Source organism: Allorhodopirellula solitaria (assembly GCF_007859855.1).
GTDB lineage: Bacteria > Planctomycetota > Planctomycetia > Pirellulales > Pirellulaceae > Rhodopirellula > Rhodopirellula solitaria.
The window spans coordinates 65994-89064 of record NZ_SJPK01000015.1 but is presented as its reverse complement, the minus strand read 5'-3'; the positions used below and the strand labels follow the sequence as shown (position 1 = coordinate 89064).

General features: G+C 58.3%; 16 protein-coding genes. 11 read left to right on the top strand and 5 right to left on the bottom strand.

Annotated features, from left to right (window positions below; genetic code table 11):
• Positions 1–110 precede the first annotated feature (110 nt).
• Entirely contained in the window at positions 111–3518 is a 3408-nt protein-coding gene (locus tag CA85_RS20755; protein ID WP_146393276.1) for a WD40 repeat domain-containing serine/threonine protein kinase, read from the top strand.
• 39 nt (positions 3519–3557) lie between these two features.
• Here the strand turns inward: CA85_RS20755 and CA85_RS20750 are convergent, their stop codons facing one another.
• Positions 3558–3926: a hypothetical protein gene (locus CA85_RS20750; protein ID WP_146393275.1), complete on the bottom strand. Its 369-nt coding sequence runs from the start codon at positions 3924–3926 to the stop codon at positions 3558–3560.
• A gap of 112 nt (positions 3927–4038) precedes the next feature.
• Here CA85_RS20750 and CA85_RS20745 point away from each other — a divergent pair, with 112 nt between their 5' ends.
• Positions 4039–5091 carry an L-threonylcarbamoyladenylate synthase gene (locus tag CA85_RS20745; RefSeq protein ID WP_246113026.1) on the top strand — a complete coding sequence of 351 codons (1053 nt, stop codon included), beginning with the start codon at positions 4039–4041 and terminating at the stop codon, positions 5089–5091.
• On the opposite strand, the gene CA85_RS20740 is transcribed toward CA85_RS20745, so the two are convergent.
• Entirely contained in the window at positions 5057–6835 is a 1779-nt protein-coding gene (locus CA85_RS20740; protein ID WP_146393274.1) for a potassium/proton antiporter, read from the bottom strand. The two genes, CA85_RS20745 and CA85_RS20740, sit on opposite strands and share 35 nt — an antisense overlap.
• Positions 6836–6996: 161 nt before the next feature.
• On the opposite strand from CA85_RS20740, the gene CA85_RS20735 reads away from it, so the two are divergent.
• From CA85_RS20735 to CA85_RS20725, 3 genes are all read left to right on the top strand, one after another.
• Positions 6997–8037, top strand: coding sequence for a FemAB family XrtA/PEP-CTERM system-associated protein (locus CA85_RS20735; protein ID WP_315852726.1), 1041 nt, complete (start codon positions 6997–6999; stop codon positions 8035–8037).
• A 133-nt stretch (positions 8038–8170) separates the two neighbouring features.
• Complete coding sequence (locus CA85_RS20730; RefSeq protein ID WP_246113025.1) at positions 8171–8752, top strand: YdcF family protein; 582 nt, start codon at positions 8171–8173, stop codon at positions 8750–8752.
• Positions 8753–8787: 35 nt separating this feature from the next.
• Entirely contained in the window at positions 8788–9279 is a 492-nt protein-coding gene (locus CA85_RS20725; protein ID WP_146393273.1) for a hypothetical protein, read from the top strand.
• Between the two features lie 440 nt (positions 9280–9719).
• Here the strand turns inward: CA85_RS20725 and CA85_RS20715 are convergent, their stop codons facing one another.
• Complete coding sequence (locus CA85_RS20715) at positions 9720–10754, bottom strand: hypothetical protein (protein ID WP_146393271.1); 1035 nt, start codon at positions 10752–10754, stop codon at positions 9720–9722.
• Between the two features lie 416 nt (positions 10755–11170).
• Between CA85_RS20715 and CA85_RS20710 the strand changes: the two genes are divergently transcribed.
• The 3 genes from CA85_RS20710 to CA85_RS20700 all read left to right on the top strand — a co-directional run bounded on the left by CA85_RS20710 (position 11171) and on the right by CA85_RS20700 (position 19866).
• Complete coding sequence (locus CA85_RS20710) at positions 11171–12190, top strand: exosortase/archaeosortase family protein (RefSeq protein WP_246113024.1); 1020 nt, start codon at positions 11171–11173, stop codon at positions 12188–12190.
• Between the two features lie 85 nt (positions 12191–12275).
• Positions 12276–14624 carry a polysaccharide biosynthesis tyrosine autokinase gene (locus CA85_RS20705; RefSeq protein WP_246113023.1) on the top strand — a complete coding sequence of 783 codons (2349 nt, stop codon included), beginning with the start codon at positions 12276–12278 and terminating at the stop codon, positions 14622–14624.
• A gap of 226 nt (positions 14625–14850) precedes the next feature.
• Entirely contained in the window at positions 14851–19866 is a 5016-nt protein-coding gene (locus CA85_RS20700) for a tetratricopeptide repeat protein (protein ID WP_146393270.1), read from the top strand.
• Between the two features lie 223 nt (positions 19867–20089).
• On the opposite strand, the gene CA85_RS25850 is transcribed toward CA85_RS20700, so the two are convergent.
• Entirely contained in the window at positions 20090–20794 is a 705-nt protein-coding gene (locus CA85_RS25850; RefSeq protein ID WP_246113022.1) for a hypothetical protein, read from the bottom strand.
• A gap of 128 nt (positions 20795–20922) precedes the next feature.
• Here CA85_RS25850 and CA85_RS20690 point away from each other — a divergent pair, with 128 nt between their 5' ends.
• Both CA85_RS20690 and CA85_RS20685 read left to right on the top strand, forming a co-directional pair.
• Positions 20923–21294: a SpoIIAA family protein gene (locus CA85_RS20690; RefSeq protein ID WP_146393269.1), complete on the top strand. Its 372-nt coding sequence runs from the start codon at positions 20923–20925 to the stop codon at positions 21292–21294.
• 81 nt (positions 21295–21375) lie between these two features.
• Complete coding sequence (locus CA85_RS20685; protein ID WP_146393268.1) at positions 21376–21855, top strand: universal stress protein; 480 nt, start codon at positions 21376–21378, stop codon at positions 21853–21855.
• A gap of 323 nt (positions 21856–22178) precedes the next feature.
• Here the strand turns inward: CA85_RS20685 and CA85_RS20680 are convergent, their stop codons facing one another.
• Entirely contained in the window at positions 22179–22550 is a 372-nt protein-coding gene (locus tag CA85_RS20680; RefSeq protein WP_146393267.1) for a SpoIIAA family protein, read from the bottom strand.
• 218 nt (positions 22551–22768) lie between these two features.
• On the opposite strand from CA85_RS20680, the gene CA85_RS20675 reads away from it, so the two are divergent.
• A complete protein-coding gene (locus CA85_RS20675) occupies positions 22769–23041 on the top strand; it encodes a FliM/FliN family flagellar motor switch protein (protein WP_146393266.1) in 273 nt (90 codons plus the stop codon).
• Positions 23042–23071: the final 30 nt, after the last annotated feature.

Below are 23071 nucleotides of genomic sequence, written 5' to 3'. Positions count from 1 at the left end.
AGCTAATGGGACGAAGTGGGGTCGACGCGTGAACGGGGTGATTTTGGTACACTCAGGATGTGCGTGGACGCTACTCTTTTCTTTGTGTTCTCTCGTTGATCTGAATTGGTATGAGTGATCGCGACTCTCCCGCAGAGCGGATCCAGACTGGTGGGGCCGATGAATCCCGCCCAGTTTCTCAGTCGGTCGACGGAAGTCAGCGGGAACCCAACGATGGGGGGACGCAGGCAGGCTCGACGACGCGAGATGAAGGTGGCCGCGTTGCCCTGCGTCGCTCGCTGCGGCCCGGCGAGAGGCTGGACCATTTCGTGCTGATTGAGTTGCTCGGAGAAGGTGGTTTTGGCCAGGTTTGGCTGGCGTCGGACATCCGGCTGGGACGGGAGGTGGCTATCAAACTGCCTCACCGCCGCCTGCGGCCTGGAACGCTCGAGGCTAGGCGATTTCGGCGTGAGGCGGAGACAGCAGCGAAGCTGACACACCCCAACTTGGTGCCGATTCTCGAGGCTGTGATCGACGATGATCGAGCCTACATCGTCTCGGAATACTGTCCTGGGCCGACACTCAACCAGTGGCTGAGGGAACGCAGTGCACCGGTGCCGCCGCGGCTCGCGGTGTTGATCGTCGCTCAGTTAGCCGACGGTATCAGCATCGCCCATGACCGCGGATTGATTCACCGTGACATCAAGCCCTCCAATATTATCCTGACCAATGCGGAAACAGATTTACCGGTGCCACGGTTGGCTGATTTTGGTCTCGCGCGTGCCAAATCCGATACGTCCGACACCCATGTGGGAGCCTTGATCGGCAGTGGCCCGTATATGTCCCCCGAGCAGGCATCGGGTAACACGGACGAGCATGGGCCGCATTCGGATGTACACGCGTTGGGGGTACTGTTGTACGAAATGCTGACGGGGGAGTCTCCCTTCGCGGCGGTCAGCGAGCTTGATACGATTCGGCGAATCATCAGCCAAGACCCGCCCTCGGTACGCCGGCGGCGGCCGTCGCTGTCCCGTGATGTCAGTGCCATTTGCCAGCGCTGTCTGGAGAAGCAGCCCTCACGTCGCTATCGAAATGCGGGCCAACTGCACCGCGATCTGCAATTGGTGCTCGACGGCCGCCCTCCCACCGCGAGGCCGGTCGGGAAGCTCGGGCGGACCTGGAGATGGACGACCCGCAATCGAGGTTTGGCAGCGATGGCCGCAGCAGCGGCGATCAGTCTGTTGGTGGGAATCGTGGCGCTCTCGGCGCTCGCGATTCAGTCCCGACGCCACGCTGCGGTGAGTGAGGCACAGTCGGAATCGCTACGCCGCTCGCTCGAACGCACCCAACAGCAGCGTGAGTATGCCGTCACGCAGCAGAAACGAGCGCAGGACAACGAGCGGCAGGCTCAGCGAACGCGAGACCGATCCCGGCGGACGAGCTATATGAGCGATATGTCGCTGGCGTTCCTACGATTCCACCAAGGGCAATACGGTGAGGCGCGGCGGTTGCTCAATCGGCAGGTCCCGCAGCCCGGGGAAGTCGATCTGCGGTCGCTCGAATGGTGTTTGCTCGATAGTGAGGTGAAATCGCGTTATGGCGTTTGGGGTGGGCATACCGGACGTGGCACCGAGGTCGCGGTCATCCCTGCCGGACCCCACGGACCGCAAGGCGATACCGTGGTCACGGCGGCGCGAGATGGGAACCTGATCTTTTGGGACGCCGACAGCGGCCTCGAAAAGCGTCGTCTCAGCGGGCTGGATGGGCGGCTCGACGCCCTCGCGGTCCTGCCGTCGGGCAGGTTAATCATCTCCCGTCCGAAGTGGCCCATCCTCGGTCCGATGGTGATCACGATCGATCCGCATAGCGGCGAGACTCATTCGGTCATCCATTCGCACTCCACCACGGTGGAGTCGATTCGCGTTAGCGCCAACGCAGAGGTGATCGCATCGGGGAGTCGGTACAAGAACATTCGGTGCTACTCACGGGAGAACCAAAGTAGCATTAGCATCGCGAACGGCAGTCGAAATATGGGGTTCGGTTTATCCACCGACGGTAGCTTTCTACTGACAGCCCGTCGCGACCCTGATGCGCTGCAGGTCTGGGATACCCGATCAGGGGCATTGATCGATCAATGGTTGGTGGCGTCCGCGGGGCAAGTCGCTATGGCGCATCAACATCCCTATGCCGCCTATCAAATACGTGATTCAGTGGGCTTTGGGCTGGTTCGAAACGATGACCTGAGCCAACGTCGCTGGATCGAGACCACCTCACATCCTCATGTGATCGAGTTCTCCGGTGATGACCGGTACCTCGCCGTCGCCGATCGACGATCGGGTGTGGAGCTTTTCGAGCTTGTTTCCAGCAAAAACGCAGGCTCCGATACGGAGGCGGTGGGGCCACCGCCCGAGTACCGCTCGATCGCCTATGTTGCTGGGCTCGGTGGACGTATTGAAAGCGTCGCCTTTACCGGCTCCGCCGAATTCACGACAGTTTCCAGTGACGGCGCTGTGGAACGCTATGCACCGACGCGAGCGAGTCATCGGCTCGACGTATTTCCTCAAGTGGACTCTTACGAGATGGTGAGTGTTCAATCGCCGCCGGGAGCTCTGAGTCTTCAGCACGATGGGGAACTGGTGTACCTTCCAATCGAGGCTGATCAGCAGGACGGAAGGGTGAGCCAATCGGTGTTCCCATCCCATACTTCATTGCGGTCTTTCGCTATCACAAGCGACCGCAAGACGATCGCTGTCAGTGACCGGGACGGCAATCTGCATCTCTTGACGCATTGGCGAGATCAGGCGGGCGAACTGCAGACTCCCCGTGTTCGCACCATTGCGATGCCATTGGCATCCCAATCGACGGATCTCGGCATGTCGGAGTTCTCCATTAGCGGGCGATTCCTGGCCGTGATGAGCGACCCGGCCGAACTCGCCGTCTACGATATGAACTCCGATTTGAGCGCTCCTTTGCTGCAGCGAAGCTACGCGAACAATCAAGCCTGCATCGCGTTTGCACCAAACGAACAGCGGCTATTCGTATGCGGCTATGCTGGCATCGAGATGATCAATCTGGAGACGGGTGTCTCCGATTTCCGTTTGCCAAGCGAGGACCTGGTCCGCACAGCGTGTTTTTCGCCACAGAGCGACCGGCTCATCGTGGGGTTGGAGAACGGTTCGATCACCTGTCTCGATCAGCAAACGGGTCGGGCCCAGTACACGCTACACAGCGTCGATATCACCGGCGACCATTCCACGCGGTCGGCCGAAATGCATTTCATTGATGATGCCAAGCTGATGACGATGGGGCGTGATGGGATTGCGCACTTTTGGAACGTCGACCAACGGGTGCAGTTGGGAAGTTTCGCGGTGTATTCGGGCGATGCGAACTGCCAGGAATGTCAGTGCGTTGAGATCTCCCACCAGGGAAATACCTTGATCGTCGGTTTGGATCAGGGATCGCAGACTGCGATTTATCGTTGGACGTGGCCGACGACCCCCCTCCCCACCCTGACGCCCGCTGAAAAAAAGCTGCCGTAAGCGGAGTCGGCAGCCACCCGGTCGGCTCCGAGGCAGAGGTCAGGCACGCGATTTCGCCGGCTCGCTGCGGCCATGGCGTTGCCGGCGTAGAATCCCGCGGAGCGTGTCGATCATCATCCACTGGATAATCGTGAGGCAGATCGGCCCGGAGAACAAAATAAACTGTCCAGCCTGTTCATTCTCGACCCACTCAACTCCCGCCGCCGCCATCGCCGCTAAAATGGCCATGACCAGGGCGCCGTTGAGAACGAGCAAGCAGCAGGTCACCACGGCCGAACTCAGAATAATCACGCCCGCGCCAGCCAAGCCGAAGAACTTCAGCTCTTTGGCACCGATCCAAGGCTCGGTGTCGGCGCCCGATGGCTCCGGTGGGTGGTCGAATCGAGAAACGGGGTTCTTGGTTTTCATATTCGAATTCAGGGCAGGCGCTAGCAGGTGATCCGCGTCGATTGTACTCTTTTGGCAGGCATTGATCACGGCAGGAAAAGTTTGGCACGGTGCAAACTCGATCGCTACGGGCATGAATGAATCGAGCATTTCCTTGGCAGGAACAATCACACCAGCGACTGAGGAGGCAATATCTCGCGCGGCTAGCTGTTTGCTCCACGGCCAGTTGATCGGATTGCCAACGGAGACAGTTTATGGTTTGGCGGCACGCGGAGATGACGCCGAGGCTGTGGCTCAGATTTTCGCTGCCAAGAATCGCCCTCGAAATAACCCGCTGATCTTACACACCGCCTCGGCAGCGGATGCGTTCACTCTGTTCGCTGATGACTGTTCGCCGCAGCTTTGGCAGCGTGCCAGACGGCTGAGTGGATTCTGGCCGGGACCGCTCACGCTCATTGCACCACGACACCGGTCGATTTTGGATGATGTGACCGCGGGCGGGGACACGGTGGCGGTCCGCGTGCCGAACCATCCTGTCGCGATCGCGGTGCTCCAGTCACTCGCGGGTAGGGCGGGGCAGGTGGTGCCGGTAGCCGCGCCAAGTGCCAATCGTTCGAACTACGTCAGTCCCACGACGGCGCAGCATGTCGCGGAGGGGTTGGGCGATCAGGTCGAGATGATTCTCGATGGCGGGCCATGCCATGTGGGTCTGGAGTCGACGATCGTTCTACTGCCGGCAGACGACTCGCCGCTGTGTGTTCTTCGTAGCGGCGCCATTTCGCCCGCCCAATTGAGCGAGGCTGTCGGGGAACCTGTCGAAAGTCTGCCCGCCTCTCCACGCGGTGCTGCCGTCGTCGCGGCGCCGGGGCAATTCGCCAAACATTATTCGCCACAGACGCCGCTGTCTCTTTCGAGCGATCCCACTCCTGGTGGAGTTCGGTGCGATCGATCCGGACGAGTGCTGCAGATCGTGTTTGGACCGATCGATGCTGTGCCAGGCGGCGACTGCGGTCATATGTGGTCGTTCAATCCCGATGGCAAGCTGGAAACGGCTGCGGCGCAGTTATATGCGACGCTGCGCCGCGCTGATGATGCACAGTACGAAGCGATTCAGGTCAGTGGGTGTCCCGAAGTGGGGCTGGGGGTCGCGATCATGGACCGTCTCCGGCGGGCGAGTCAGAAGTAGCGTCTTCGGCAGGACTGGCGGTGGCTGCGGGCAAGATCACCATGCCGACATAATCGATCGTGCCGGTTTCGGAGACCTCGCGGACGAACAGCTCGATTTCCTCAAAGCGGACCGAATCGGCCAGTTCCACGCGTTCCTTGTCCAAGCGATCTCGCATCAGTTCGTCGAGTGTTTCCTCGGGCGGCCCATTGAGGTTCAAGTCATAGAACCGTTCGACTTCACCCACGGTAATCGAGCCCCGTAGCGGAAACTCCAGCGCCGTGGGGAGATTGGTGGATTCGATCTGTAGACCCATCCTGAACACGCGATCAACCATCGGCCGCACTTGAGGACGCAGCACCACGATGACGTGGTCGCCGGACTCGATCCGAGTGCGACCCTGGGGCGGGATGATTTGTTCGGCGCGGACGATCAATCCGACCACGACGCCCGCGGGCAAGGCGAGGTCCTTGACCATGCAACCCGCCGCCCGACTGGCGTCATCGACAAAGTATTCCACGATATCGGCTTCCACATTTCGCAGCGAACTGATCTCGAGCGTTACCGGGGGAGGTTGCCTTGCGGGGACAACCAGTCTCAGGTAGCGTGCCACCGCCGGCAGTGACCAACCCTGAACCAGCGCGGAGACGAGTACGACAAAGAACACCGTATCGAAGATCACTGCCGCGCCCGGCAGTCCGGCGAGCATTGGGAAGGTCGCCAGGGTAATGGGAACGGCACCCTTGAGGCCCACCCAGGACATGAAAACGAGCTCGCGAAAGGCGAACTGGAACGGAGCGGCGCAAAGGAATACCGCTACCGGGCGAGCGACGAAAATCAGGACAGCGGAAATCGCGAGAGCTTGCGGGGCCACATCGAGCAATCGACTCGGAAACGACAGTAGGCCTAACGCGATGAACATCAGGATTTGGCAGATCCATGCGGCGGCGTCATGGAACAGCAGGATGCCACGGAAGAATACCGGACGCCGGTTTCCGATTACGATTCCTGTGAGGTAAACCGCGAGGAATCCGCTGCCTCCGAGTGCCGCCGCGGTACCAAAGGAGAGAAAACCCAAGGCGGTAGCCATCACGGGATACAGTCCCGCCGTCTCCAAGCGAATCTGTTGGAGCATCCAAACTCCGGCGACTCCCACAGCCACACCGGCTAGAGCGCCAAAAGCGATCTGACTGACGAACAGATTCAGCAAGCCAAAACCAAACGGCACCGCTCCGGAGAGCACCTGGATGAGCCCCACGGTTAGAAAAATCGCCATCGGGTCGTTGGATCCACTCTCGACCTCCAGTGTCTCGGCTAGCCGGCGACGAATGTTCACCCCACCGCCCCGGAGAACGGTAAAGACCACCGCGGCATCGGTGGAACCCACGATACTGCCCAGCAGTAGTCCTTCGGCGAGGGAGAATTCTAGGAACCAGGCAGCGGCCAGCCCCGTGATCATCGCGGTGATGAGCACACCCCATGTCGCCAACATCCCAGCGGGCTTCCAAGCCGAACGGATCGTGTGGAAGGGTGTGCGGAGCCCGCCATCGAAAAGAATGAGGCTGAGAGCAAGCGTACCGATGGCGTGGGCAAGCGTGTAGTTTTCGAACTCGATGCCGCCGATGCCTTCGGAACCCGCCAGCATGCCAACGAGAAGAAAGAAAACTAGAACGGGCACGCCCAATCGAGCCGAGAATTTGCTCGACACAATACCGAGCAACAGCAAGATGCCCGTTATCAGGATGCCTGTTTCGACGCTGGCCATCAACAACTCCAATCAGGAAAAGTTAGCAACATAGCAGCTTCGAGCCGATCCGAACACGAAGCATCTCGCCGTTGTGGTAGTGGATTGCAGCAATTGTCAGTAAGATTGGCACGGTTTGATTTGGTTTCCAAGATTGAGCCAAATTTACCCCGGAGAGTTTTTTGGAAATCCAACGTAGCACTTGGCCATGTCAGTGGCCGTCGGCCGAAACCACCTTGCCCGCGGACGGCGACTGCCCACGATTGGCGGGGCACGACCCCGGTTGGATGGCGAGTTTAGCGGATGGGTTCGGTCACAGGATCTATCTGCTCGAGGCGAAAGACGGTGCCACGGTGACGGGGGTGCTCCCGCTCGTTTTCGTCAAGGGCCCACTCTTCGGCAGGTTCTTGGTCAGTTTGCCTTACCTCAACACGGGTGGGGTTTGGGCGGCCTCCCACTCGGTGGCGACCCGATTGATCGATCATGCTTGTGAACTGGCCGATGAACTCGACGTGAAGTATCTCGAGCTGCGGCACGAGCTGCCGGTCGAGCATGAAAAGTTCAACCTGGTGCGAACGGACAAGAAGCATCTGCGGTTGTCATTGCCCGCGACGGATGAGGAATTGGAAAAGTCCTTCAAATCGAAACTACGCAGTCAGATTCGAAAGGCGGGGGAGCATGAACTGAACGTCTCTTTCGCCGGCATGTCGTTGCTCGATGAGTTCTATGCGGTGTTCGCGCGTAACATGCGCGACCTCGGTACCCCCGTCTTTTCGAAGTCACTATTCCGAGCGATTATCGAACACTTTGAAGGCGATGCTGAATTTTGCGCTGTCTCGAAAGCCGGACAAACGATTGCTAGTGGATTGTTGGTCCACCGTCGCGGCTGCAGCGAGGTCCCCAGCGCCAGTTGTTTGCGTGAGTTCAATCGCACGAATGCCAATATGCTGATGTACCGACATCTGTTGCGGCGGGCGATCGAACGATCAAGTCACACGTTTGACTTCGGTCGCTCCAGTGAGGGCAGTGGCACGTTCAAGTTCAAAACGCAGTGGGGAGCCAAACCCTTTCCGGCATGTTGGCAGTACTATGTTCGCCACGGAGACCCCAACGACATGCGCCCCGACTCGGGTGGCAATCAGCGCCTCATTCAAACGTGGCAGCGACTGCCGGTCTGGGTGACCCGGTGTATCGGTCCCAGTATCGTGCGTGGCATTCCTTAGCCGGACAAAGTTGGTTGGTTTGTATTGTCCGGTCCCCTTCTTCCGTCCTCCGGTTGCCCACACTGTGCCTGAAAACGATCTTGAGCACTCGCATCGATCACCATCGGATTTGCGCTGGCGGCGACGCTTTTGGGTGCTGTTCGCTGTCACCTTAGCGGGCTTCCTGGCATCGTCCTCGGCGACGGTTCGTGGTTGGGTCATCACGCCTCTGTACGTACATGATCCAGATGCTGCCGGAGAGATTGCCTATGTCATGGCCGATGGGCCGGCGACATGGGAGCGGCTGCGGGCCGCAGCGGATCTGTTTCACATGCACCGGATCGAAAAGGTAGGTCTGCTGAATGAACAACGAAGTTCGGGCTACAACTTTGTTCGTAAGGCCAGCGACACACGCCTGCAGCGTGAGATTGATTTTCTCGCCATGCTCGGCGTGCCCGCTTCGGCGATCGTTGCCTTTGATGCAGATTCGAGCGATTGGTTGAGTTCACGCAGCGAGGCGGTGGCCGTGCATCGCGAGTGGCCCGGTGTCAAACGGCTCGTTGTTGTCACGTCCCCGCCTCATACTCGTCGCAGTCGACTGTGCTTTGAGCGGGTCTTCCCGGCCGAGACGAGTGTTGTCGCTTATTCCGCCACCGCACCGGCTGAGAGTGCCGAAACGTATTTACCGATTTGGGTCGAGTACGTCAAACTGACCGTTTACTGGCTACTTGTTTGAGTGCCCGCCTCCAACGCCCTTACGATCGAGAGAGAATGATGAAACGCGCACAACGCTTGCTCCTGATGACCATGTGCGTTTGCCTCGGTCTAACGGGGCTTTCGCAGACCGATATCGGCTTTGCCCGCGCTCAGGAGAAGAGTGCCGCTTCGCCGCAGCGTCTTGATGACGGAGTTCCTCCAGCTGCCCTCCTGACCGATCGAGGACGAGCTCTCGCGGAGAATTTGCGGAACTTACGTCGAACCCGAGCGAATCTGGGATCAAAACACCCCACCCTACCTGTGATCGAAAAAGCGATCTCGGAGACGGAGCAGCAGTTGCGCGCGTGGCTGCCGGGAGACCCCGTGGAGGAGAACCCGTTTGAAAGCCGCGACGCACCACCGACTGCCAAACCCCCTGCGGCTGAATCGTCAGCTGCGAACGCAGGCATGAACGACACCGATCTGAGCCAACTCGTCCTGCGGCTGCACGTTCGGATCGAAAAACTGGAAAACCGAGTCCGAAAGCTCGAACAGGCTCAGCAGTAGCGTTTACCGTTCTCGCGGGAAGGCCGTTTCTCACGACCGCTTCTACGACGCTGCCGGTCGCGGTGAGCGTGGCGGTCTCGCGGTTGGGAACCACGGTCCGAATTCCGCCCTTCACTTTGACGAGGAAAAGGTTCATCCGCGTCGGAGTCCTCGATTGTCGGCGCCGACGCCATCAGCCGCACCGTGATCGCCGTGCAGACGGCGAAGACCAACGCGGTCACGATTGCGACGATCCCAAAGCCAGACATTAGTTCACCTACCGTTTTCTCTCGGTTATGTCGCTAATCCATTGCTGAAAACTTGTATTTGCCCCTGTTCCTCATTGATCACTGGATTGTAGCCAAGGCGGCCAATATGAGAGGCGAAAGGGGAGCTAACGCGCGTTAGCGTAGCACAAAGGTACTAACAGTGGGCGAATAACGTTCCAAAAGCCCGCTGCGTCAGCGAAATAGCCAGGTAAGAAACACGATTACCGCTACGAAGGTAACGGAACTGGCAGCGATTTTGAGCAATTTCGCTCTGGTAAATCGAGAGTGGTTGATTGAAACCAACCGGCCCGTCAGGTGGGAGGTGAACGTTTCCGGACAATCGAGGCCCGCCCGGGAGGCCGTATTGGTAGCCGGTGCATTTGTGGCGATGACCTGCTCCGCAGTGGTCACAGCAGGCCCTGATTCCACGCCGGTTGTCGTCATTCCCGCCGCTGTGGTTGATTTTTGTTCAGCGGTGTCGTGTCCAACGGCAACCTGCGAACGGGCAGCAGCCTGAGAAACCGACAACTGGTGCCGGCGACGCGCCAAAGAGGGTTGCGATTCGGTAGTAGCGGGGCCGAGAGAGAACCGCATATCTCCGATCTGGTAGTATTGCTGGTTGGGTAGCAGTTCGTACGCCGATCTGGGGAGACCTGGCTGGGGAGCGGGCTGGAGGTCGACCAGCCAGACACGGTTCTGGGTGCAGATAATGGCATGGTCACAGGCCTGCATTCCCCGTCCATGGGTGCGCCAGACACTCGGGTGTTGGGACCCGAGGATGGTAACGGTCCGGGCAATCTTTTTGGTAACGGATTTCTGGTTCCATGCCATGGTCAGCTCAACGTCGCTCGCGAAGGAGTTGGCGTTCTCAATTGCCCCTTCTTCGTTCGTGTTGTTTGCCCCCTCATTGCTGCCGCCCGGTCGGCCGGTTCGCTCGAAACGCAAACGCAGGTGTCCAAGCAGCACCTCGATTTCGCTGGGAATAACGCCCCAGACGGGGAAGGCGATCGCGCAGAGCGGCCAAACTTCGATCCGGTCGTCAAAGCAACAGGCAAAATACGCGGTTTTCAAGCCATCCTGGACAGGCAGTTGTAGATCGCAGTGCGTGCCCGCTCCAATTAATGCAAAGGGCAAACGCTGCTCCAATCGCTGGCTCTGGTTGGCCGAACTCGATATGACAGCCCATTTCGATTCGGTCCAGTACGCCATGTCTTTGTGAAATCCCATCCTGCGAAGCTTGTCGCAGTCCTTCAATTCAAGTCGGTAAAAACTTCGGCGGTAGGCAGCGGGAACGCATCGTAGTCAGAAAGACTCCGCCGTGCCTGTAGAATAGTGAGCCGTTGGCATCGACAGGTTTTGTTTTCTGCTACCTGCGATATGATTAGGGGCATCTCCTGTGATTTTCAGACAATTCATTGGAATTTTGGATACAGCCGACAATTGGCCGCGTTCAATGAGTGCGGACCAGCCTGCCGGCTTGCCCCCACCACCTGAGCGGATACCATTTAGTTCGACAGGATTCTGTCGCACACGCCTTGCGAGGCGTGTACTGAAGAATACCTGAGTGCAAGTCTGCTTTCCTACCCCACCCCCTCTCTGTGAACAGCCCCGGATGCACGTGGGCAGAAACTGGAATTTTTTCTGTGGCGCAATCGAGACGAAAGAATCGGAAACGACATCCCGCTCGGGTGGTGACGCCCTCGGCAGTTCAGGCGGGCCGAGAGGATCGCTCCACTCCGCAGTCATCGATTCGCGTCCCGCAGTCTGAAGCGTTGGTACCGATGTCTTCCCTGGGTGGCGTGGGATGGTGGCTCGTTCGGTTCCTGCCCATCTTGGCGGTGCTGATCTATGCGTTCTGGCCAACTCTCGTGTGGGCGGAGTCGACCTGGCGAAATGAACCGGATTATTCCCATGGTTATTTGGTGCCGCTGTTGGCTTTGTTGCTGCTGGCTAATCGCAGCGAGAGTTTTCCAGGCGTTCGGGAACGACCGAGCTACGGGGGCGTTTGGTTAATACTACTCGCTGTGGTGATGCGATTCGCCGGGCGTTTGTTGTACATGGATTTCTTCGATGGCTACGCCATTTTGCCATTGGTAGCGGGTATTGTGTGGGTGATGTTGGGGCCAGCGGCAATGCGTTGGAGTTTGCCGGCGATCGGTTTTCTGTTCTTCATGATCCCACTTCCCTACCAGGCCGAGACGTTACTGAGTTGGAAGTTGCAGGGGATTGCGACGGGGTTGAGCACGGCGATCCTTCGCGTTCTGGGGCAACCGGCGGTTTCGGAAGGGCATGTGATTTGGATTGCCGACCAACGATTGATGGTCGAGGAAGCATGCTCGGGCCTGCGGATTTTCATCGGAGTCGCTGCGTTGGCCTGTTTTTGGGCGGCGAGTATTCAGCGTTCCTGGTGGGACCGACTCGTTTTGCTGGCGTCGGTCATTCCGCTAGCCATTTTTGTCAATGCGATGCGGATCGTAGCGGTGGGATTGCTCTACCAGTGGTTTGGCAGCGAGGATAAGCGAGCGTTGATCCATGATTGGACAGGCTACCTGATGATCCCCGTCGCGTTCGGCCTGCTATGGTTGCTGAAATGCTATTGGCAGGCGGTTTACCGCCCGGTGGAGCAGGTCACGGCAAGAGATTTTGTTCATGGACTGAGCTAATCGGTTATAACTACGAGTTTGTTGTTTCATTCACCCGCTAGTCGACGTCCTCCCAACGGTAGGAGCGCCAAGGAATTCACCACTTATGACACAGCATTTGAATCATCAAGGTTCGCGGACCAGCATCGTCGGCCCTCCTCGGGCCAAAGCGGCGGCAAACTCACCGAGCAATGACGCAGCCAAGGCCTTCGATCCATGGATTATCTGGGTGACGTTCCGCCGCTGCTGGCCATGGGCGGTTCCGGTCGGAGCAGCCTTAGCCGGGATTGCTGCGTTTGTAGTAATGCAGGGATTCGTGCCTGAGTACCGCGCCTCCTATCTGCTCGAATCCAATGAGGATTACGTGGTTTTCAAAGGCGTGATGCCGCAGGTAGAGAACTTGGCGAGGACAGAGAAGAGTCTCTTTCAAAATTCGATCGTGCTCGATCCGGTGCTGGCTGATCCCACGCTGCGTAGCGCCCCCAGTTTGTCGGATCCTAATAGTGCCGAGGGCAAGCTGCGCAAGAATTTGTCGATCAGCAGCGGTGGTACGGACTCGCGGCTCGTCGTCAGCTATACCGACACCGACCGCGAAGCCGCTGCGATGGTCTGTAACGCGATTGTGGATTCCTACCTCCGCCAACGCGACTCGTTCGACGACACCCGCGTCAATAATCTTGAACGCTGGCTCGAGCCTGAGATTCAGCGATGGGAACAGGAGGTCGACGAACGGCAGAAGCGTGTCGCGGCACTTAGCCAGAAGACGCTCGGCTACGCCCCTGGGCAGTCGGTTGATCGCAATGACAGCGAAGCCCACATGTCGCGTGTCGCGGCATTGAGGTCACAGATTGGCGATTTAAAGATTGAGTTGGCGTTGTTCGATGCGATTGTGGAAGCTCCCCTGCCGTTGGATTCCGACGAGTCGCTCGCCGCTGCAACCCCGGCGATTGCGCCCACGGAAATTCAAAAGCAGGTCATTCGTGAACGGGATATCGAGAATGGCATCGACGCCGACGCGAAGGTTCGCGCCGCGAAGGCAGTTGTCAATCGGTACACCTCGATCATCTTGGACATTGAAGTCAAGGACATGGTTCGGATCAGCCGCGACTATTACAACGACATGAAGAAGAATTTGGAGGATGCTCGCGATAAGTTGCAGGACGAGCGTGATCTGGCTCGCACGCGGGTGGAGGAGGAACTGCAACGTGTCGTCGACGAAGATTATCGACAACGCAAAGCCGTGGCTGAGCGCACACTGGCCTGGCAGGAGGAACAGCAGAAGAAACAGCAGGATCTGAGCAAGCAGGAACGCAAACGCGCCCAGGAACGCAGTCAGAAAGCTTTTGCCAAAGAACGTGAGAAGTCCCGCAAGGCGATGGTAGCGAAGCTCGATGTTTTGCAGACCCAGTACAATGAGGAACGTGAGCGTCTCGAACAATATGGTGGTATGACGGCCGAACTGCGGTTCGCCAACGATGAACTAGTCGTGGCCTCAGGCGTTTTGACGAAGTTACGCGGTCGCGTTGCCGCCATCCGGACCGAGCGGCGGCAAGACGGGGCGGTTCGCACGCTCGCTGCGGCGACCCCGCCAAAGGCTCCCGTCGAGTCGAAACCCTACAAGAAACTCGTCATGGCATCCGCAGGCGCCTTCGTGATCCCGTTCCTGCTCGGACTGCTCTGGGAGTTCAAGGTACAGCGGCTCACCGATGCGGAATCGCACGATAAAACAGGGCTGCTGGCACCGGTCGTCGGCGAAGTGTCACGCCTTCCCGCTGGGTCGGGATCTCGCAAGGCGAGGCGCGTCTTTGAGGAGAGTATCGACTCCCTCAGAGCCAATTTGTTCCTGTCGGTCGACACCCGGCACACCCGTTCCATTGCCGTCGTTAGCAGCATGTCGGGCGAAGGCAAGAGCAGCGTCGCGTCCCAGCTCGCGCTGTCGATGGCCAAGTCAACCGGAGAGACCGTATTGTTGGTCGATGGTGACTTGCGTCGTCCCGACCAGCATGAGATTTTCGGACTCGAGATGGGGCCCGGTCTGACGGGGGTCTTATCAGACAAATCGACCCTTGACGACGCCGTCGACAAATCGCTTGGAAGCCTGATCCATGTCCTTCCTGCCGGACCGCTTTCGGCAAGTCCTCACCGTCTAATCAGCCCGAAGAAGTTTGAGACCTTCGTGAAGGAGGCGCTCGAGGTCTACCAGTACGTCGTGATTGACACCGCCCCCGTGTTGGCCGCCGGTGAATCACTCGCGATCGCCTCCGCGGTCGACTCGACGTTGATCTGTGTGATGCGAGACGTGAGCTTGAAAGAGAATGTGGTGCGTACGACCAGACGACTCGAAGCTGCCGGAGCCTGCGTCGCGGGCACTGTCTTCTCAGGCGTTTCGGCGAGACAGTACGGATATCGCTACGGCAATTATCACTACGCATTACCCGACACGATGGCAACCTAATCGGCAGCGAACGATCGCGAAATGCATATCGTAGTCGGCGAGGTGACGAGTTTGTTCCTGCTAACTCGCACGATCACGACGCACATCATTCTTTCACGCCTGCCTTGAACGGATGTCTTTGTTGCTAGAGTTCGTGATCAACTCTCGTCGTCTCCCCCCTGTTTTAGAAACGGTCGTTTGGATCTCCTTGGACCGTCCCACCGCTGACTAGCAATCGTATATTTCCATGACCGAACATCAGACCAGCAGCAGCGACGACGAGGGCACCAGTGAGCCGTCGAGCCATGAGTCAGGATCAACCGTTTCCCGGCCTGCCTCGGCCGCTCAAGAAACGCATGCACAATCTCCAGACCTCACCGCAACGCGTGAGGCCATCACAAAGTCGCGCCGATTCCGCTGGCAGTGGAATGGGAAGTTACTCGCTGTCACGGCTGTGCTGACGATCGTCGTTTTGACGGCTGCGACGGCGTCGTACTTCTATCACTCGAAGACGACGGCCTCGACATTTCTCGATCTCGCCAATGCGGCTGAGCAGGAGCAAAATTACGAAGACCAGTCGAAATGGTTGCGGCGATATTCGATGCTCGTTCCAGACGACTTGGATACGACCTACCAAATGGCGATCGCGGCGGACAAAGCTGCTGATCAAGAGGACCGCGAAACGCGGGGCCAGCGGATCGACCAAGCCCGTCGATCGCTCAGCGGAGCAATCGGTCAAATCGGCAGCGAGGATGACGAAAGAGTGGCGGACCTACGCGTTCGCCTGATCAACCGTCTCGTACAGCTAGGGGGGCCCTGGAACCGTGAAGCTGAACGGCAGATCGGAGAACTCGATGCACCGGAGAATGACGCCCAGGCGATGACGTTCCTAGCGTTGGCCTTGGCAGGTGAGATCGCCGATGGCAGCTACGCTCTTCGAGATCCCCAGACGATTGCGAAGATCGACGACTATTGGGGGTGGCTCGCCAATCAACCTGCAACCTTCGTGCTCGGGTCGGCACTCAGAGAGAACCCCAAGAACCTAGACTTGATCACTCATTTCCTATTCACCCGTGTCGAGAAGGCCGAACCGTTCCGCGGTTATCAGGGTGGGGCGACGCTACCAGCGAAGGAAATTGCAGCCATTGAGGAGCAAGCCGTTCAGACGCTTCGCGATACACCGACCAGCCATTCCCAGCTAGTCTACTATCGATATCTGCAGTCCAAGGGAGACGAGGACGCGGCTAAGTCAGTTGTCCATGGCGCCGCGGTTCCGGCTCGAGAGCGGCTCGAGGCCGCTGCTCTCGAAGGAGCATCCGAGGACACGGGCGTCGGTAGTTCTTCCGAGTCGAGTGACGGTTCCCAATCGTCCTTGGTGACGGCGAACCCCATGCCAACTGCGTACTGGGATTTTCTCGCGATCTACGACGATGCTCGTTTGAATCAGGCGTCCGACGCGGAGAAGGCGCTCCAACAGTATGCGTTTTTGTCCGAGATCGATGTGCCGTCGATACCCAATCCGTTGCTCGAAAGCGTCGCCTTTGAGTACGGGAAACTATTGGTCAACCTGGATCGATCCGATGAGGCTCTCGAGATTTGGCAAGCCGCCGCCGAAGACATCGGCGAGAACGGGATCGTACTGCCTCGCGCCATCGCGACGATCTACATCAACCGGGCTGACTGGGACGCAGCCGAGGAGATGACCCAACAATTGTCCGATGCAATCGATGCATCGGAGGTGCGGTTGTCGCGTATCACCGAAGCGCAGCTCGCCCGCTCGGAGCGGATCGTGCAAGCCCGCCAGCTCGCCGCGGCGCGTTGGCAACTCAACGTTCTCAAGAGTTATCTCGCGGCGGGACAAGGGGATGAGGTCAAGGCGATCGACCTGCTTCGAAACGCAGTCAATTCCGATGTCGATATCACACCGAAAGATCGTATTGATGCGCTCGTCCACCTGGGCGGTTACTATGCCAATCAGGGCATGTGGGACAACTCAGCGGTGGCGTTGGAAAAAGCGGTTACACTGGATCCAGAAAATGCGAATTTGCGAAAGCTAACCGCCGATGCATGGGCTCGATCGGGAAACCAACTCAATTCGGTGCGCCAGTTGGATCTGATCGATTCCAGCGGTTCGTTGGCGGGCGAGGTTTCGGAGATGGAGTCGCGATTCAACTTCCAGCTCCAACTGCCTCCTCAACAGCGAAATTTTCACGAGGTTCACGCTGTGGCATCTCAGCTCCAGCAGCAACTCGAGCAACGGCTCGAGACGGCAGACGAACTGTCCGAAGCGGAACAAACAATTCTGCGGTCGAGTCTCCACTATGTTGAGGCGTTTGAGCTGACGATTCCTCCGGACGATGTCACCGCGGAGGACCATTTGAAATCGGCCGAGCTCGCACGCCGGATCGACGAACTGGCTCAAGAGAATCTGGACGAGGCCAACCTGCAAGCCTTGGCTGCCGAGCGACTCGCACATGCGGGCCTGAAAGAGGAAGCCATGGCGGCTTTGGATCGCTTGGCGAAGGTTGCCGATCCAGGTTCGCACTCGGAAGCGGTCGCTCGCGCCCGCACGCTCTCGGCGATGGGCCAGTATCGTGATGCTGCCACGCTTCTGATGGAGAAAGCTCAGTCGGACGACGCGTCGGCGGATTCTGAGGCTGATAAACAGGCGAATGCGACGCTCTTGCGAGACGCATCCATGTTTGCCTCGCGTGGCCAAGACAACGAATTGGCGTACGAGGCGCTTGCGTCTATCGACGAGGAGCAGCGCAATTTGCAGACGCTATCGGTGATCACTCAGCTTGCACGGACATTGCCCGAAGGTTCCTCTTCGCTCACGCTCGATGGCAAATCGGTGTCAGCGGATGATCTCTATCGACATTGGTTCGGTCTGCTGAAAGAGCGGGAAGGCGATAGTGGCACCTTTTGGCGATACCTGAAGGCTAGCGAGTTGCTCGGTGAGTTACAGGAGAGCTCTCAGCCGATGGAATCCGACAATCCAAAACTTGTCGAGGCTCGCCGATTGACCAATGCGATCGTGTCGCTGCGTCCTCGCTGGGGTGATGCGATTGCTCTGCAAGGTCGGATTTCAGCTTTGGCGGGCGATGCCGATACCGCCGTCAGCCAGTTGCAGCGAGCGATCGCATCGGGAAGCAATGGTCTGCAGACTCGCCAGGCTCTTTGGCAGCAACTTATCGCACTGGGACGCACGGCTGAGGCGGAGCAAGAAATTCGCAATGCCGAACTGAGTGTCACCGGTCAATCCGACCGATTCTCTGCCACCCGGATTAGTCTGGCGCTACGTCAGGGGGATTACAGCAAGAGCATGCAGGTCGCCAAGGAAGCCGCCGCCAGTCGTCCTGACGATGTCAACGCGCAATTGGTGGTAGCTGCGACCGGGACCACGGCGATCGCGAACGTGACGGACTTGGACCGCCGTGATGAACTCACCGAGCAGATCACGTCGGCCATCGCACGGGCTGAGGAGCTAGCGAGCTCTGATGACCCACGAGTGATTGCTGCCAATTTGCGGCTGGCTATCGCTAGGGACGACAGCGAGGCGGTTGATGCCGTGATCGAAACGATTCAATCCAGCAACGTGCCTGAGTCCGCTCAAAATCAATTGCTCAGCCAGGCCTATGTGGCGCAGGAGGACTATGAGCAGGCCCTGACCTTCCTCATCAAAGCGGACCAACTCGATCCGACATCGGAGTCCCAACTGAGACTCGCCGAGATCTACCGTCGCTTAGAGCGTCCCGAAGAAGAAACTCATGCACTGCAGGTCGCCCTCCAGCGGGAACCGTCGAACGATCGCCTACGCAATATGCTTGCTCAGAAGATGGTCGCACGTAGCGCCGAGGGCGACCCGGTGGACTGGCAAGCGGTAGGTGACCTGTTGGCTGGTTCGGGTGGTGCTGCGAGTAACCAACTGATGCACGCTATCTTGCTCGGCAGCGAAGCCATGCGAGAACTCAACTCCGATGCGAGTTCCGAGGAAGCTCAGTTGCGGTTGAGCCAGTCCATTACGATTCTTCGTGATTTGGTGAAAGACCAGCGTGGGGACTGGAAGACGCCCGCGCGGTATCTGGCGACTTTGCTTCGCCAGGAACCACACGTCCTGGAAGACCTTTCCAAACCGGAGCTGGCTCGGATCCACACCGAGGTTCGGTCTCTCTACCAACAACTCATCAACGATGGCTCAGTCGAAGCCAGCGATGTCTATCAATACGCTAGCTACCTGTTGAACGAGAAAGACTCCAGCGATGATGCCAAGATCAATAATCTGATTGAAAAGCTGAACTCTCTCGCAGGAAGTTCTGTCGAGGCGCTTGAGCTGTCGGTGCGGTTTGCGGATCGCCAAGGAAAGCGAGACCAGACTGCAGAGGTCGTCGCCGTCTGGGCCAACCGTGGACTCGATCGCCTCTCGTCGAATGCCTCGCCTGAGGATGAGCAGGCGGCGGTTCGGGGGTTGATGGTGATGGGGGCAGCGGGGAACGCGCTGCGGAACCTGGGGTTCTCGGAAGATTCACTCGCTTGGTTTGAACGTGCGTATCGGGAACATCCCACCCGTGCACTGGGGCCGTATGTCGTGGCACTGGGGCAAGCGGAAGAGCTCGAAAAAGCGGTCCAGGCCTGTGCCGACCATTTCAACGAACATCATGATGCCCAATCGGCCACGCTGCTCGTCGAGGTGCTATTGAATTTCGAAGATCGATCCAAACAGGCTGAGTTGACGGCCGCGCACCAGGAGATGCTCGATGATGCGGGTGAGCGCTTCAAAGACAACGCCGCGTTTCTCGAGGGACTCGGAACGCTCCGGATGGCTGAGGGACAGTACGACAAAGCGGTCGATTGCTTTGTTCGGGTGCTGAAGATCAACCCCGATTCGATTCGCTCGATGAATAATCTCGCAATGTCCTATTCCGAGATTCCCGAGCTCGCATCGAAGGGGCTCGCTCCCATCAACTCGGCGCTGCGACTGACCAACCAGAATCCTGAACTGCTCGACACAAAAGGTGTGGTGCTGATGGCATCGGGGCGACTCGCCGATGCCGAGGCGACGTTTGCCGACGCGTTCTCCGCATCACGTGAGCCACGTCACCTTTTCCACGTCATTGTGGCGCAGCTCAATCAGCAGAAGGATTCGCAGGCGGCGCGGAACTGGAAAAAACTTGATCTCGACAAGCTCGACCCCACCGGGCTGACTGCCAGTGAACGAGAAACACTCGAAGAGTTGAAGACGAAGTTCGAGGCATCCTCCTGAGCGATGCTCGCTGCCTCGGCTTCGACGTGAGAAGCAAACGAACCGGCAACGACATCGTGGTTTTCAGTCGAGTCTGAGATGGACTGGGGCTCAGCGGGAATGCGAGCGGAGAAGTGGTGCGAGGGGAACGCTTTCTCGATTCTATTAACGTTCTCCGCTCTAAAAATCTTCTCCGCAGGTGCGGTTGCACACCGCCCAGGCGTTCTCCTGGTCGATGTCGCGTTTACTCACGTGGCGTGTTCATTCTGTTGCGGTATTTCAATCGCTCACGCTCCAGCGTTGACTGCGATGCGTAGCCAAACCATCCTGCCAGCGCGGGATTGCCAAATAGGTGAAACCAGAACGTGCCCAGTACAACAAATACGACTGCGTGAATGGCGAAAATAGGGGAGTTATGGCCAATGGTTGCGTCGAAATAAACCAGCGAGAGTAAACAGATCGCCCCTGTAATCGTGGACAGTGAGCTCGCTCTCCACGAGCTACGCATGCGGATTCGGTGACGGCAGTTTTTGCACTTCGCGGCGGGGAAAACCAGACGCAGACGACTCATCGGTTGATCGCAAACCGGACAGCGTACGGACCCGGTGCCACGCTGTGCTTCGGGTTCGGCCGCAGCGGGTTGGTAGGGGTTGGATTGGGTGGTCATGGATAACAGCATATCGGAAAAGGAGGCTGCCCCTGGGCTGTCGAATATGCAGACGACGTTCTCAGTCGTGTTCGCTTGCTCGCGTTTCAAAGTGGCGTGAGCATCCCGCTTGCCGATTCTGCCGACCGCAAGTTGGAAGTTTGCGCCGCCTGTTATTCTCTCGCTGCCTACCGGTATTCGGCTCACCACCGCGGCGCCGCTAGGGACGTCGATTGCTGGTGATGGTCTCAGTTCGAACCTGCTTGCCAAGGGCGTGCGTGTGCAGGCAACTCGGTTCCTCATGATTGCTCCCGTGATGCGGCATGCTGTAGAATGGTGAAACATTCGTTCACGCGGCGTCCCACTGGACATCGCCTCGCTGCTTCCGCCGTCACGGCGTCCACCCAGGTTCCTCTGTAAGGTTAATGTCAATGTCATTCAACATCGTTGAACACGCCGCCGGTAAGGTCATCGAAGTTCAACTCAGCGGTAAGCTGTCCAAAGAAGCCTACGAGACATTTCTGCCGGCGATCGAAGCGAAGATCAAGGAGTTTGGCAAAGTCCGCATGTTGGTCGTGCTGCATGACTTCCATGGCTGGGACGCCGGTGCACTGTGGGAAGACCTTAAATTTGATTTCAATCACCACGGTGACATTGAGCGACTCGCTATTGTCGGGGAATCGAAGTGGCAACAGGGGATGTCTGCATTCTGCAAGCCTTTCACTTCCGCGAAGATTGAATACTTCGATATCGCGAAGGTCGAAGAAGCGAGGCAGTGGATTGTGGCTGACCTGTCGAGCTAGGCGGGGTTTCTCGTGGATCACCCCAGGTGAAATTCACCCAAGACTGCCACGCGACTCTGGATTCCCAAATGGACCGAGGCCATGAACTACTTTCAACACTCCAAGATTCTAGCACCCTACGACTTTTCGAAGTTCTCACTTGATGCTGTCGAGACCGCGATGAGGATCGCCGGCAGCAACGAGAACGTTACGGTGCTACACGTGGTCGATCCAGTGCCGTTGTATGGCTATTCCGGAGACACGGGGCTGGGCATGGCCGGCGGCGCCGATTGGGGGCTACCCGGAATCGGCTTGGCCTCGCAAATCGATGAAGACCATGTCCAACGCGCTTTGAAGATGTTGCGAGCTGAGTTCAATGACGCTCGTCATGAAGGGCTGCACTACGACACCATTGCCAGTGACCCGTCGCATGGGATCACGGAGTATGCCCAACAGAATGAAATGGACTTGATCGTCCTGCCGTCGCATGGGCGCACGGGCATGACACGACTGCTCATCGGTTCAACCGCCGAACGCGTCGTGCGGTTTGCACACTGTCCCGTGATGGTGCTGCGAAGCTGAGAGCGAGTCGACCGGCAATTCGCGGAGTGAACGGAGGGCACACGGGAGCGACGTGTCCGGAGAACTTCAATCGTCCGCGACGACGTTGGGGGGAGGGGCGAACCGACCGAAGCAAGGTTCGGGGAAGGGGGCACACTGGTTCGAGACTTTCCGCTGGGCTATTGACCCCCCAGAAGACTCGCGAAATGCTCGACCGCCGACTCTCCCGGCTTGGCCGGGCGGGTGGAGTGAATTGTTGAGTCACGTTCACATAGAAAACGGCACGGCTCCACCCTTGGAGCGTGTGTGCGGTGACGCTTCACCGAGCTAGGGTTTCCGGGTTTTCAGCCCTGCTGCTCCTCGAGCCAGGTGGACGCTTCGTCGTAGGCCGATTCGGCGAAATGCTGCACCTCCACGTCAATCAGGTGACCAAGGATTGTGGGGATCTCGGTCAACAGCAGGCTATCGCTGACGACTGCCAGTCTGCCCACCTTGGCATGGTGAGTTTCGACGAATCGCATGTGCGCGGTCGCGGCCGAGAGGCTTGCCCACCCAGGGAAGGATTGGGCATGGATCAAAATGCCGGGTAGTTTCCCACGCTCGGCGATGTAGGGATCGATCTCTGCCGCGACCCGCTCAAAGTCGGATGCCTCGAGCGGTTCGGTGGGTTCGAGCAGCAGGATCCCCTCCGGGAGGATCAGTTTGTGTTTCAACATCGTTTTAACTCCTGGTGATCGATTCAAAGAATACGCGGTGGAGCCAGCAACGTTCTTGGGTGCGGGCCAGCCGCGAATCAGCCGGTCACTGGCGTCGATGCAGGAGCAACCGACTTCGGTGCCTTCGCAAACTCAGTGATCTGCCGATTCCTCTATTTTGGCTCAAGGCCCGAATCCCTGCAACTCGATACCAGATTGTGGAGGAACAGGTGGAAAAAATGGCACAACCCGCAGAATCATCGCAATCGGCCTATCAGCGTCGGTTGCTGCAGACGAAAACCTCGGTCCAGGTGGTATTGGGGGAACGCAAGCACAGCTTGGGAGACATTCTCTCGCTCGTTCCGGGTGCAATTCTTTCTCTGGACGGCCATTGTGGCGGGCCGCTGGGGTTATCGATTGGCGACCGACCGATTGGGACGGTCGACGCTGTCAAAGTTGGCGACCGGTTTGGTGTTCGCGTTCGGGAAATCCAGGGTGTGAAAACGGGCTAGCCCCACTTGCCCTGGCCGGGCTGAGACCGC

Bases quoted from the DNA above. Each gene is read 5' to 3' on its own strand.
- CA85_RS20700 (WP_146393270.1), top strand. From the start codon at position 14,851: ATGACCGAACATCAGACCAGCAGCAGCGACGACGAGGGCACCAGTGAG.
- CA85_RS20690 (WP_146393269.1), top strand. From the start codon at position 20,923: ATGTCATTCAACATCGTTGAACACGCCGCCGGTAAGGTCATCGAAGTT.
- CA85_RS20675 (WP_146393266.1), top strand. From the start codon at position 22,769: ATGGCACAACCCGCAGAATCATCGCAATCGGCCTATCAGCGTCGGTTG.
- CA85_RS20750 (WP_146393275.1), bottom strand. From the start codon at position 3,926: ATGAAAACCAAGAACCCCGTTTCTCGATTCGACCACCCACCGGAGCCA.
- CA85_RS20685 (WP_146393268.1), top strand. From the start codon at position 21,376: ATGAACTACTTTCAACACTCCAAGATTCTAGCACCCTACGACTTTTCG.
- CA85_RS25850 (WP_246113022.1), bottom strand. From the start codon at position 20,794: ATGAGGAACCGAGTTGCCTGCACACGCACGCCCTTGGCAAGCAGGTTC.
- CA85_RS20740 (WP_146393274.1), bottom strand. From the start codon at position 6,835: ATGGCCAGCGTCGAAACAGGCATCCTGATAACGGGCATCTTGCTGTTG.
- CA85_RS20755 (WP_146393276.1), top strand. From the start codon at position 111: ATGAGTGATCGCGACTCTCCCGCAGAGCGGATCCAGACTGGTGGGGCC.
- CA85_RS20705 (WP_246113023.1), top strand. From the start codon at position 12,276: ATGACACAGCATTTGAATCATCAAGGTTCGCGGACCAGCATCGTCGGC.
- CA85_RS20715 (WP_146393271.1), bottom strand. From the start codon at position 10,754: ATGGGATTTCACAAAGACATGGCGTACTGGACCGAATCGAAATGGGCT.
- CA85_RS20745 (WP_246113026.1), top strand. From the start codon at position 4,039: ATGAATGAATCGAGCATTTCCTTGGCAGGAACAATCACACCAGCGACT.
- CA85_RS20680 (WP_146393267.1), bottom strand. From the start codon at position 22,550: ATGTTGAAACACAAACTGATCCTCCCGGAGGGGATCCTGCTGCTCGAA.
- CA85_RS20725 (WP_146393273.1), top strand. From the start codon at position 8,788: ATGATGAAACGCGCACAACGCTTGCTCCTGATGACCATGTGCGTTTGC.